The organism is Roseateles flavus (assembly GCF_039872765.1).
GTDB lineage: Bacteria > Pseudomonadota > Gammaproteobacteria > Burkholderiales > Burkholderiaceae_C > Roseateles_B > Roseateles_B flavus.
The window spans coordinates 52,142-64,828 of the sequence record NZ_JBDPZC010000012.1 but is presented as its reverse complement, the minus strand read 5'-3'; the positions used below and the strand labels follow the sequence as shown (position 1 = coordinate 64,828).

The following is a 12,687-nucleotide window of genomic DNA, read 5'->3' as shown; positions in this document are numbered from 1 at the left end:
CACCGGCACTGCAAACGTTGCCGGCCTTTCAGCATCGGCCGATTCGGGCGGCTCGCCCACCCGGGATTGCCCGGAACTTTGTGGCCTGGACCGTGCATCTGTCCCCGAAGCGCGGCACAAATTGGCAAGGCCTCGCTACAGTGAGGCACCCCGGCCTTCGGGGCAGAACCGTCCAGGGAGTGTCATGCCGAGGATGTCTGTGCGTCTGGGAAGCCTGACCTGCGCGCTGTGGCTCGGCGCCGTGCCTGCACGGGCCGATCCGGGCTATTACGTGCTCGCGCCCTATGCCCAGGCCGGGCAAGTGGGGACCGAGCTGCGCTACTGGACCGTCAAGACACGCGGCGGCGGCCCCGCGGTGCTGTGGCCCGAACTGGCGCTCTCCTACGGCTTCGGCGAGCGCTGGACCAGCACGCTGCTGGCCAGCTATGAGGGCACGCGCGAGGAGGCCGTGCGCCTGGACACCTGGAACTGGCTCAACCAGGTCCGCCTGGACGACGGCCATGGCGACTGGGACCTGGCCTTGCACACCCAGCTGGTCCGCAGCCACGGCGCGGAGCAGGGGCATGCCCTGGAGCTGGGCCTGGTCAGCCAGACGGAATGGGGCCTGGCCCGCGTGCAGGCCACGGCGATCCTGGAGCACGGCTGGGGCGACCTGGCCCGCAGCGGCACCGAGCTGAAGTACCAATGGCAGCTGAGCTGGCCGCTGCATCCCGGCTGGCGCGCGGGCGTGCAGGGCTTTGGCGAACTGGGCAACTGGCGGGACTGGAAACCGGCCGAGCGCCAGTCCCACCGCGCCGGCCCCTCGATCCAGGCCAGCTGGACCCTGCGCGAGCACCAGGCCCTGCAGCTGCAGGCGGCCTATCTGTTTGGCAAGGTCTATGGCCAGCAGGCGGGCATGTTCTCGGCCACGCTGAAGCTGCTGTTCTGATCACAAGCCCTGCACCGTGAAGCGCAGCCGGGCGTAATGCCCCTGCGCGTCCAGCGCGGTGAGCTGCTGCTCGCCGTTGCGCTGGGGCTGCAGCAGCAGCGGCGCACGGCGGGCGCTGCCCTCGGCCGGCTCCTGCCAGGCCAGCAGCTGACCGTCCAGCAGCCAGGCCACGGCGCCCTGCGCGCCCAGCACCTGCAGGGGCAGACGGATGTGGGGCTGGCCCGGCGAGGGCCGCAGCACAGTGCCGGGCTCCAGGCCCACGATGCGCAGCCGGGCGCTGGGTCCGCCCTGGGCGTCGCCCCGGCAGCCGGCCTTCCAGGGCAGGCGCTCCAGCGGATGGCGCTGGGCGTTCTCGATCCAGGGCTGCAGGAGCGCCGGCCAGCGCACGGCGGGCTCGGGGCGGGCCAGGGGGCCGGCGCAATCGCTGGAGACGCGTTCGTGCCCGCCGGTCTCCAGCAGCACCTGGAACTCCAGGCCCTGGGTCGCGCCGCGCTCGGGCAGGGTGGGCGGCGCGGCGCCGTCCAGCAGCCAGGCCATGCGCTGCTGCAGGCACTGGTCCGGCGGCGTGCTGGCGGCCAGCCGGCCCAGGGGCCAGCAGATGGGCGCGGCCTGCACGCTGGCCGGCTGGCGGCGCGGTGCGAGCTGCTGAGGGCCCAGGGCGGCGGCCAGATCACGCAGCAGCGGGGCTGCGCTGTTGGCGCCGAAGTGGCCGGGATTGGGCGTGCCGTCTGGGCGGCCCATCCAGACGCCCAGGGTGTAGCGGTCCGTCACGCCGAGGGCCCAGGCGTCGCGGAAGCCAAAGCTGGTCCCCGTCTTCCAGGCGATGCGGGCCTGGGATTCACGGAAGGGGGCGCCGGGGCGTCCACCGTTCTCCAGGATCTCGCGCACGATGAAGGCGGCGCCTTCGCTCATCAGCCGCGCCGGGCGCAGCGGGTCCTGCGCCTGCAGGCGCGGCTGCAGGGCCTCGCCACCGCGGGCCAGGGCCGTGTAGGCGCCCACCAGCTCCTCCAGCCGCGTGCTGCCGCCTCCCAGGATCAGGCTCAGATTGGGCGCCGCATTGGCCGGCATGCGCAGGCGCAGGCCCGCCCCGCGCAGCTGGGCCGCGAAGCGCTCGGGCCCGATGCGCTCCAGCAAGTCCACTGCCGGCACGTTGAGCGAGCGCTGCAGGGCTTCGGAGACGCTCACCGGCCCGGAGAAGTCCGCCTGGAAATTGCCGGGCGCGTAGCCACCGAAGTTCTGCGGCGCATCGACCAGCAGGCTCTCGGCATGCACCAGTCCCTGGTCCAGGGCCATGGCGTAGAGGAAGGGCTTGAGCGTCGAGCCCGGCGAGCGCAGGCCGCGGACCATGTCGACATGGGCGGCGCGCTTCATGTCGCCGAAGTCGGCCGAGCCGGCGTAGGCACGCACCGCGCCGTTGCTGTTGTCCACGATCAACGCGGCGATGGAGACCTGCTCGGGCAGGGTGTTGAGCCGGTCCAGCAGGACCTGCTCCAGGCGCTGCTGCAGGCCCGCGTCCAGCAGGGACGGCACCACGGACTCGCCCGCCTTCAGGCCGCGCTGGCGCAGGCGCTCGGCCAGCAGCGGCGCCAGCACGCGCGAGCGCAGGGGTGGCGCGAAGACCTTCTCCAGCCTGGCGTCCTGCACCTGCGCGGCGCTCCAGATGCCCTGGCTCACGAGGCGATCCAGCACCTTGTCGCGCGCGGCCTGGGCCTGGGCGGGATGCCGGTCAGGCCGCAGTCGCGAGGGGCTCTGCGGCAGCGCCGCCAGCAGGGCCGCTTCCGCGGGCGACAGATCGCGCGCTGACTTGCCAAGGTAGGACTGCGCCGCCATCTCCACGCCTTCCACCATGCCGCCCATGGGCGCCTCGTTGAGGTAGAGGGTGAGGATCTCCCGTTTGCTGAGGTGCCATTCCAGCTGCAGGGCGCGCAGCATCTGGCGCGCCTTGGCACCGAGGCTGCGGGTGGCGCAAGTCTGCAGATTGCGCTGGCGGTCGGCGCACTCGGCGTCCAGCAGGCGGGCCACCTGCATGGTCAGCGTGGAGCCGCCCGACACCACCTGCCCGGCCCGCAGCCATTGCCAGCCCGCGCGCAGCAGCGCCGCCGGGTTGATGCCGGGATGCCACCAGAAGCCGCGGTCCTCGTAGCCCAGCAGGGCCTCGACGTACAGCGGCGAGACCTGCTCCAGCGTGACCCGGTGCCGCATGGCGCCGTCCGCGCCCGGCCAGTAGCGCAGCGGCGTGCCGTCCTCGGCCAGCACCACCACGGCCTCCAGCGGCCGCCGCGCCGGGCTGTCCGGCCAGGCCGCGGCCGGCAGCGGGAAGAGCCGGTCCAGGCCCAGCAGCGCCAGCACGAAGACGGCCACCGCGCACCAGGCCCGGCGGCGCAGGGCCCGGCGCATCAGGCTCAATCGTGCAGGCATGGTCCTGTCATCGACAGGAGGCCAGCATGCCGCTCAGGGGAGCACGGTCAGGGCCTGGCTTCATTTCTTGTTGAGGACGGTGATCTCGGCCTCCGCCTTGCCGATGCCGCGCAGCTCGGGCCGGTACATGTCCTCGGCAAAGGGCGCCGGCACCTGGTAGCGGCCCGGCGTCACCACGCGCACGAGGTAGAAGACATCCAGCGGGCTGCCGTCCAGCTGCGCGGCGGCCACGAAGCGGTCGTCGCGGTACTCGGTGTGCACGATGCGCGTGTTCGCGTTGGCCTGGGCGATGTTCTGCCCCTCCACGGTGAACTCGCCAGCCTGCGGTCCCTGGCTGAGGTTGAGGTTCTCCACCTCGAAGCCGGCCGGGATGCGGTCCACGATCAGGCCGTCCTTGATGGGCCGCCGGGCCGTGGCGCGCAGGCGCACGATGAACATCTCGCCCGTGGTGAACTGGCGCGCGGTGACGGGTTTGCCCTCGATGGAGAAGAGGCTGCGCTCGATCACGATGCTGTCGGTCTGCGGCGGCAGGGGCTTGGTCGGATAGCCCTGGGCATGCAGCTCCACGAACAGCGAGCCCTTGCCCTCGTTCTTCAGCACGGTGCCGGCCTTGAGCCGGGTGCCGGCGATGTCGCGCTGCGCCGTCTCCTTGCCGCTGAGCGTGTCGGGCGCCGCTGCGCCGGTCTGCAGGCTGGCGCTCCAGCCTTCGCCGCCGGCCTGGCCGTGGGCGCTTCGCACCGCCAGGAAGAGCGCCAGGCGCTCCTGGGTGGAGAAGTAGCGGCGGCGGTCGAAGTCGCCAGCCAGGTCGAAGAGCAGGCCTTCGCGGCGTTCGTGCTGGATGCCGTGGCGGGCCAGCAGGGCATAGGCCATGGCCTGGTCACGCACGCGGCTGCCGTAGTCGCCCAGCCACTCTTCCCACCACCACCCCTCCTGCGACGGAGCGAGCGCGGGGTTGATGCCGTAGGCGCGGTTCAGGCCCTCGTCCAGGGCCTGCCGGGCCCGCTTCTCGTCACCCATGAGCTTGAGGGCCAGGCCCAGGTGGATCAGGGGCAGGGGCGAGCGGGCATTGCCGCGGTACTGCTCGTGCAGGGTCTTGAGCGTGGCCAGCGGCGCTTTCTGAGCGCGCGCCAGCACATAGCCGGCATGGGCCGCCTCGGCGAAGCGCTGGTGGGCGATGCGGATCAGCTCGATGTCGCTGTAGCTGGCCACGCGGCCCTTGTCGTCCCGCTTGGGATCCTTGGGCGGCTGGGTCTGCTGGCCGGGGCTGCGCTGGAACTGCTCCAGGAGGTTGTCCATGGAGCGGCTGAGCATGCTCTCGGGCGGGGCGAAGCCGGCGTCCTTGGCGTCCTGCAGGAAGCCGGTCACATAGGCCGACAGCCAGGCCTCATAGGGGCTGGTGTTGGCCCAGAGCCCGAAGCCGCCCTTGGCCTGCTGCATGCCGGCCAGGCGGCCGAAGGCGCTGTCCAGCCGCTTGGCCCGCTCCTCGCGCGGCACGGGCGTCATGCCGAAGGCCTTGGCGGCCTCCTCGTCGATCATGGCCAGCGGGTAGGCGCTGCTGGTGGTCTGCTCCAGGCAGCCGTAGGGATAGCCCAGCAGGCCCTTGACCTGCTCCCGGATGTCGATGGGGGGCTTGTCGGACAGGCTCAGCGTGGCGCTGGCGGAGCCGCCCCAGTAGCCGTCGAGGAGGTTGGCATCGAGCTTCAGCGTGGCGCCGGGCTCCAGGCGCGTGCGCCTGAGCTCGTGCACGGGCGGGGTCAGCGGCTGCAGCTGCAGCGCGGCCTCGCGCACCAGCTTCAGGTCCCCGGCCTGCACGTGCAGCTTCAGCGGCACCAGGCCCGCAGCCTCGGTGGCCTCCACCTGGAAGCTCAGCACCTTGCGCTGCTTGTCGGCCAGCGGCACGGGTTCGGGCTGGGCGAGCACGCGCAGCGGGCCGTCGGCCTCCAGGCGCACCTTGACCTCGCGGGCGCTGCCCGAGAGGTTGCTCACGTCCAGCGCGATGGTGGCCTTGTCACCGGGTGAGAGGAAGCGCGGCAGGGACAGCTCGGCCACCAGGGGCGCGGCGACCACGGTCTCGGCCTGGGCGCTGCCATAGCTGTCGGCGCTGGCCACCACGGCCATCACGCGCAGGGTGCCGTTGAAGTCCGGCAGCTTGAAGCTCACCGTGGCCTCGCCCTTGGCGTCGAGCTGCACCGGGCCGCTGAAGAGGTCCACCAGCAGCACCTTGCGCGGCAGGCTCTGGGTGTCCCGCTTGCCTGCGTCACCGCCGAAGCGCTGGCGGGCGGCATTGCCCTCCATGCGCTCGATCACCTTGCCGTAGAGGTCCAGCAGGTCGGCACCGTAGCGGTGCTTGCCGAAGAAGAAGTCCTGCGGGTCCGGCGTCTTGTAGCGGGTGATGTTGAGGATGCCTACATCCACCGCGGACACGGTCACCAGGGCCGGCTTGCCCGCCAGCTGCGGCACCTTGACCTTGAGGGGCAGCGACTGCTCCGGCGTGGCCTTCGGGGGCGCGACCAGCTCCACCTTGGGCTTGCGGTCCTCGCGCCACAGGGGCAGGTGCACCAGGCCCAGGGCGCGGGCCGGCGTGACCTTGTCGCCCTGGCTGCCGGGCCGGAAGGCTGCCACGGTGATGTAGAGGTCGTGGCGCTTCCAGTCCTCGGCCACGGGGATCTCGACCGTGGTGCCGCGCGCCCGCACGGCCAGGCGCTCGCTCCACAGCACGCGGTCGCCCTCCACCGTCACCAGGGCCTCGCCGTCGTGCGGCGGCTTGATCTCGAGCTTCGCCTTCTGGCCCGGCTTGAAGGGCGCGCCCTCCAGCTTGAGCTGCACGCGGTCGGGACGGTTGCCGACGTCGTCGGCGTCCTGCGCGCCCCAGCCGGCGTAGAAGCCGTAGCGCAGGGTCTGCTGCGTGGCAGGGTCGGCGATCTCCAGGCGGTAGCGGCCCCAGCGCACCGGCAGCGCGATCTTGCTGCGTTTGTCCAGCTTGATCTGGCGGGCCTCCACCAGCTCTTCCTGGGTGTTGAAGCCGGAGTGCCAGCCGCGGCTGTCGTCATAGCGCCAGTACCACTGCCGTTCCTCGTAGACGAGGCGCAGCTGCAGGTCGGCCGCCGCGTGGAACTTGCCGGCGGCGTCCACGCGGGTCAGCTCGAACTCGGCCATGCCGCCTTCCTGCACCACATTGCGATCGAAGAGCGGGCGGATGGCCAGCAGCTGCTCGGCCGGCCACCAGCTGCGTTCCAGCGAGCGCACCACGGGGCGCCCCCCGCTCTCCAGCAGGCTGACGCTGGCGCGCAGCAGCATGGGCGAGCTGCGCTCGCTCAGGGCGGGATGGAAGTTGAGGGTGGTGTGGCCCTTGTCGTCCAGCTCGTCGTCCTCGGCGTCGCTGCGCTTCTGGGCCTTGTCGTCGGCGAAGTCGCCGAAGATGAAGCCCGGCAGCGCGCGGGCCAGCGGGTTGATCTGGCGCTCGGTGTAGAGGCTGGCCTGGACGCGGTTGCCCGAGGCCGGCGCGCCGTAGAGGTAGTCGCCCTGCACGTCCACGCGCAGCGCGGTGTCGGCCGTCAGCACGGCCTCGGGGGCGCTGAGCTGCAGCTTCATGCGCTCGGGGAGGAACTCCTCGACCTGGAAGCTCCATTGCGCGTCCGGCTGCCTGGCGGCCGGGTCCACGCGCGCCTGCAGCTGCCAGCGGCCCGTGGGGGCGTCGGCCGGCAGGGTGATGGCCTGCTGGTAGTAGCCGGCACCGGTGGCCCCCGGGCGCACCAGCAGGGTGGCGGCATTGCTGCCGTCGGGCTTCTTGAGGCTCAGGGTCAGGGGGACGGGCTTGTCCCAGGCGCGGCCGTCGGCGTCGCGGGCCAGCACGGAGGCCTGGAAGCTCTCGCCGGGGCGGTAGAGGTCACGGCCCGCATAGACAAAGAGCTTGTTGTTGCGCGAGGGATGCCCGATGGCATCGAACTCGGAGAGGTCCAGCGCCGCATCATTGAGCGAGAGCACGGACATCTCCTTGCCCCGCTTGGCCAGCACCACGCGGGCCTTGTCCAGCTTCTGGGTGAAGACGCCGTGGCCCTGCCCATCGCTGCTGAGCTGCTGCAGGGCCTTGCCGGCCTCGTCCACCAGGGTCAGCTCGATGCCTGACAGCGCCGTGCCGCCCTTGAGCGAGGTGGCGAAGACGTCCAGCTGCGCGGCATGGCGGCGCAGGTGCAGGCCGATGTCGGTGACATAGAAGTGCGTGACCTGGTAGTCCCAGCCAAAGCGGCCCGGCGTGTTCATCACCGCCACGTAGATGCCCGGCTCCTGCAGCTCCTTGATGCGCTCGACGGGCAGGAAGGAGACGTTGCGACGGTTGGGGCGTTCGTCCGTCGTGAAGCGGCCGATGTAGACGCTGTCGGACATGCTGCGCAGCTGGTCCAGCACATAGCCGGAGGTCCGGCCCTTGAGGCGGCGGCCCGGGTCCTCGTAGTAGTAGCCGCCTTCGTAGTCCTCGCTGCCCTCCTCGTAGCTGGCAGCCTTCGGGCGCTCGCGCCGGCCGCCGACCTGGTCCAGGAAAGCGCTGAGGTTCTCGGGGCGGATGCGCAGGAACTGCACGTCCACCTGGGGCGTGTTGACGGTCACGACGGGCAGGCCGCCGTTGATCTCGGCCGGCAGCACGGTGCCGCGGCTGGCGAAGTAGTAGGCGTCGGGCATGGCCTCGCTGGCCACCTCGCAGGTCTGCGGCGTGGCCAGGGTCGCGCCGGCCTTGGCCGCCAGCTCGCCGGCCAGCTTCACACGGAACTTGCGCTCCGGCTTCACATAGGGGAGGTAGAGCACGCGGGGGTTGTCGCCCAGCACCCAGCGGGCCTCGACAGGGGTGGCCTTGTCGGCCTCCTCATTGGGGGCGGACTCGGTGGCGGTGAGCAGCTTGCCGAAGTCCTGGCCGCCGGCCAGGGCCTGGGTGAACATCACCGCAATGGCCGGCGAGCCGTCGAAGAGCCGGGCCTTGCAGTCGGCCAGCGCAAAGGCGGCCAGGGGGCCGCTGTCCGCCTCGCTGGCCTCCGGAGCACCGCGCTGGCGCTGCCATCCCCACCAGCCTGCCGCGGCCACCGCCGCCGCCAGGCCCACGCCCGCCAGGATCTTCAGTCCCTTGCCCATCGCTGCCATCGTGTCACTCCCGCCCCTCGCTCTATCGGGGGCGCGAGCAGTGTAGGGCGGCGGGCGCGCGCCGCATCGCGGCTGTTGCGCCTTGTTGCCCCCTCCTGGTGGGGGGATGACAGGCCCCCGGTGCTGTCAGTCGCACAGCAGGCGAGCCCGCCGCGCCGCGCGGGCATACTTCCGGCAGCCTGACGACCCTCATGCCCACGCACCACATTCCCGAGGCCAACCTGGCCGAGCTGCCCGCCGCCTGCGGGGTCTATGTCTTCCATGGCGAAGGCGCCCTGCCCCTGTACATCGGCAAGAGCGTCAACATCCGCTCGCGCGTGCTGGCCCATCTGCGCGAGCCGGCCGAGGCACGGATGCTGGCGCAGGCCTGCCGCGTCAGCTGGCAGCGCACGGCGGGCGAGGTGGGCGCGCTGCTGCTGGAATCGCGCTGGGTGAAGGCGCAGCAGCCGCTGTTCAACAAGCGCCTGCGCCGCAGCCGCTCGCTGTGCGCCTGGGCGATGGTCTCGTCCGCCCCCGTGCTGCGCCTCGTGCATTCGCGGGACCAGGACTTCGCCCGCAGCCCGGGCCTGTTCGGCCTGTACAGCTCCGGCCATGCGGCCCAGCAGGCGCTGCGCGGCCTCGCCGAGGCGCAGGAGCTGTGCCTGGCTCGCCTGGGCCTGGAGCCCGCCTCGGCACGCGGCTGCTTTGCGCGCCAGCTGGGCCGGTGTGCGCTGTGCGGCGGCCAGGAGCCCGAGGATCAGCATGCCGATCGCCTGCGGGCCGCCCTCGCGCAGTGGCAGGTGCAGGCCTGGCCCTTCGACGGCGCCGTGGGCCTGGTGGAACGCGCGGGCGACTGGGTCCAGACCCATGTGCTGCAGCACTGGGCCTACCTGGGCACGGTGGAGGGCCGGGCGCTGCAGCTGCCGGCGGGCCACGCGCCACCGCCCTTCGACCTCGACGGCTACCGCATCCTCGTCGGCCCGCTGCTGAGCGGTCAGGCCGAGCTGCTGCTGGCCAGCGCCAGCTGACGCTCCGAGCGGAAGGCACGCGGCGCCCCGCTGACGGGATCGACGAAAGCGATGGACCGGGCCAGCAGCTGCAGGGGCTCGTCGAAGTCTTCACGCGGCGGCTGCAGCACCGGGTAGATGCGATCGCCCGCCAGCGGCAGGCCCAGCGCGCACATCTGCGCCCGCAGCTGGTGCTTCTGGCCCGTCAGCGGGCGCAGCTCGTACAGGGCCCGCCCCGCATCCAGCAGGCGCAGGCAGCGGATCACGGTCTCGGCATTGGGCTCGCCAGGCACCTCGCCCATCTGCATGAAGGCCTCGCCCTCGCGCTCCACGAGCCGGCTGCGGTAGCGCAGGGGCAGCTCGAGGCCGGACGGCGGGGCGGCGGCCACGGCCTCGTAGACCTTGTCCACGCTGCGCTCGCGAAAGAGGCGCTGGTAGGCGTCGCGATGCGCGGGCTGCACGCAGAACACGGTCAGGCCGGCGGTCTCGCGGTCCAGGCGGTGGACGGGGGTCAGGTCTTGCAGGCCCAGCCGCCGCTTGAGCCGGGTCAGCAGGGTCTGCTGCACATGGCGGCCCTTGGGCGTCACGGAGAGGAAATGCGGCTTGTCGGCCACCACGAGCAGCTCGTCCACATGGACCAGCTGCTCCTCGAAGGGCACGGGCGTCTCGTGGGCCACCCGGCGGTAGTAGTAGATGCGCTGCCCGGCGCGATAGGGCGCTTCCGGAGGCAAGACCTGACCCTGCGGCCCCAGCACCTCGCCGCCGGCCATGCGCCCGGCCCAGTCGTCCCTGCTGACCAGGGACAGCCGCTGGGCCAGGAAGTCCAGCAGCAGCGGCCAGTCCCCCGGCGGGCAGGCCAGGGCCGAGGCACTGACGCCCTCGCGCATGGGCAGGGCGAGCTTGGGCGGGCGGCTCACTCGATGATGGGGCCGCCGCGGGCCCGCTCGTCCATGTAGCGGTTGACGCGCTGGCGGTCCTGCTCGTCCAGCGGCTCGCGGCGCCAGCTGCGCAGCCAGGCGTCGCGGTCCTTCTCCTGGGCCAGGCGGCGCACGGCGGCGTCGATGGCCTCGATCTGCTGCCGGCCCTCGGCGCTGCGGGTGCAGGCGACGGTGGCCAGCTGCGTGCTGCGGCCCTCGGCCAGGGGCAGCTTGACCAGGTCGTCCCCGCCGTTGAGGCGCAGGAACTCGTCCACGACCGAGGGGTACTCCAGCGTGAAGTCCATGCGCCGCGCCCGCAGCATGTGCAGCAGGTGCATGTTGCGGTTGGGCACCACGGTGCGCGGCGCGCCATCGCCGGCCTGCTTCAGCAGGGCGTCGATGCGGGGGCCGAAGGCGCGGTCGCGCGGCAGCAGGCCGACCAGGTCCTGGCGCTGCAGCAGGTCCGCCAGCTGGAGGGGCTGGCCGGTGACGGCGGTCTCGAACTGCGCCAGGCGGTCCTTGTGCACGACCACATGGAGCTGGCGCGAGAACAGCGGCGGATAGAGGTGGCTGAACCAGAGCCAGCCCAGGCGCTCCGGCGTCTTCACATGCAGGACGGAGCACAGGGTCTGCCCCTGGCGCGCCTGGAGCTCGAAGCGGGTGAAGGGCATCTCGACCAGCACATGCCGGTACTGGGGCATGCGCCTCACGAGGATGCGCAGGAAGCCGTCGAGCTCGCCCTGCCCGATGTCCTCCACCGTCTGCGGCACCTGGCCGGGCCGCATGTAGCTGAAGTGCGGTGGCACGTCCTGCACCAGCCAATGCAGGGTCGGCAGCGGCTCAGCCGCCCGCGCCGCGCAGGGCAGCAGGGCCAGGCTCAGCGCCAGGCTCGACAGCAGGGACGACGGGAACAGGGCCATGGGCCGGTGCAGCGTTCGGACAGCAGGGAATGCGCCGCAGTATCAGGGCACGGGGGGCGTGGCAGCGGCTCAGTCCCCGTCCACCCATTCGATACGGGCGCCGAGCGTGCAGATGTTCTCGACGAAATGCGGGTGCGCGCGCCGGATGGGTGTGGCATTGCGGATCACCGAGCGCCCAGGGATGGACGCCGCCACCATCAGCAGGGCGATGGCCACGCGGATGATGTAGGGGCTCTCCACCTCGGCCGCATGCAGGGGCTTGCCGCCGAAGGTGACCATGCGGTGCGGGTCCGACAGGAAGGCATGCGCGCCGAACTTGGACAGCTCCGAGGTCCAGCCCATGGCGCCGTCGTAGATCTTGTTCCAGAACATCACGCTGCCCTCGGCCTTGACGCCCAGGGCCACGAAGATGGGCAGCAGGTCCACCGGCAGGTAGGGCCAGGGCGCCGCCTCGACCTTCTGCAGGATGTTGCGGGTGAAGGGCTCCTTGACCTTCAGCGGGCCCTGCGTGAGGGCGCGCGACCAGCCGTCCTTGTGTTCGATGTGCACGCCGAACTTGGCGAAGGTGCGGTCGATCAGGGGGAACTGCTCGGGCTGGGAGTTCTTCACCTGGACGTCACCGCCGGTGATGGCGCCCAGGGCCAGGAAGGTCACGATCTCGTGGAAGTCTTCGGCAAAGCTGAAGTCTCCGCCGCCCAGGCGCTCGACGCCCGTGATCTTGAGGCGCGAGGTGCCCAGGCCCTCGATCTTGGCCCCCAGCATCTGCATGAAGGCGCAGAACTCCTGCACGTGCGGCTCCGAGGCCGCGTTCATCAGCGTGGAGGTGCCCTGCGCCAGCGCGGCGCAGAGCACGAAGTTCTCGGTGGTGGTGACGGAGGCGTAGTCCGTCCAGTGGTCATTGCCCTTGAGCGGGCGGTCCACGCTCAGCAGCAGGCCGTCGCTCAGGCGCTGCACGCTAGCGCCGAAGCGCTCGAAGACCTCCACATGCGGGTCGATCTCGCGGGCGCCCAGGGTGCAGCCCTTGACGTCGTCCTCGATGCGGGCCGCGCCGAAGCGCGCCATCAGGCCGGGCACCAGCATGATGGACGAGCGCATCTCCTCGGGCAGGCGGTCGGTCGCAGCGTCGAAGTGGGTGTCCCGGTGATGCACGTCCAGGATGCCGGTCTTGTAGTCGACCTCGACCGTGCTGCCCAGCTTCCTGAAGACTTCGAGGATCTTCTTGACATCGGTGATCTCGGTGATGCCCCTCAGACGCACAGGCTCGGCGGTGAGGAGGGTGGCACAGAGGATGGGCAGGATGGCGTTCTTGTTGGCCGAGGGGATGATGCGGCCAGCCAGCGGGGTACCGCCGTGAACAATCAGATTCGACATGGATGCTGCAGCGAGAGGGT

At 71.5% G+C, this 12,687-nt stretch carries 7 protein-coding genes; 2 read left to right on the top strand and 5 right to left on the bottom strand.

Translation table 11 applies throughout. From position 1 onward, the window contains the following. The first annotated feature begins 199 nt into the window (after positions 1-199). Positions 200-928: a hypothetical protein gene (locus tag ABDJ40_RS20760; RefSeq protein ID WP_347612514.1), complete on the top strand. Its 729-nt coding sequence runs from the start codon at positions 200-202 to the stop codon at positions 926-928. Here ABDJ40_RS20760 and pbpC read toward each other — a convergent pair whose 3' ends face one another. Together pbpC and ABDJ40_RS20750 are read right to left on the bottom strand one after the other, a co-directional pair. Then, complete coding sequence (gene pbpC / locus ABDJ40_RS20755; RefSeq protein ID WP_430765668.1) at positions 929-3,334, bottom strand: penicillin-binding protein 1C; 2,406 nt, start codon at positions 3,332-3,334, stop codon at positions 929-931. Positions 3,335-3,406: 72 nt separating this feature from the next. After that, a complete protein-coding gene (locus ABDJ40_RS20750) occupies positions 3,407-8,464 on the bottom strand; it encodes an alpha-2-macroglobulin family protein (RefSeq protein ID WP_347612513.1) in 5,058 nt (1,685 codons plus the stop codon). 200 nt (positions 8,465-8,664) lie between these two features. On the opposite strand from ABDJ40_RS20750, the gene ABDJ40_RS20745 reads away from it, so the two are divergent. After that, positions 8,665-9,480 (top strand): endonuclease, encoded by an 816-nt coding sequence (locus ABDJ40_RS20745; protein WP_347612512.1) that lies wholly within the window; start codon positions 8,665-8,667, stop codon positions 9,478-9,480. Here the strand turns inward: ABDJ40_RS20745 and ABDJ40_RS20740 are convergent. From ABDJ40_RS20740 to ABDJ40_RS20730, 3 genes are all read right to left on the bottom strand, one after another. After that, a complete protein-coding gene (locus ABDJ40_RS20740; RefSeq protein ID WP_347612511.1) occupies positions 9,447-10,376 on the bottom strand; it encodes a pseudouridine synthase in 930 nt (309 codons plus the stop codon). The genes ABDJ40_RS20745 and ABDJ40_RS20740 overlap by 34 nt on opposite strands. Then, a complete protein-coding gene (locus ABDJ40_RS20735) occupies positions 10,373-11,296 on the bottom strand; it encodes a hypothetical protein (RefSeq protein ID WP_347612510.1) in 924 nt (307 codons plus the stop codon). Before ABDJ40_RS20735 ends, ABDJ40_RS20740 begins: the two co-directional genes overlap by 4 nt. Positions 11,297-11,365: 69 nt before the next feature. Further along, positions 11,366-12,667 carry a UDP-N-acetylglucosamine 1-carboxyvinyltransferase gene (locus ABDJ40_RS20730; protein WP_269631112.1) on the bottom strand — a complete coding sequence of 434 codons (1,302 nt, stop codon included), beginning with the start codon at positions 12,665-12,667 and terminating at the stop codon, positions 11,366-11,368. Positions 12,668-12,687: the final 20 nt, after the last annotated feature.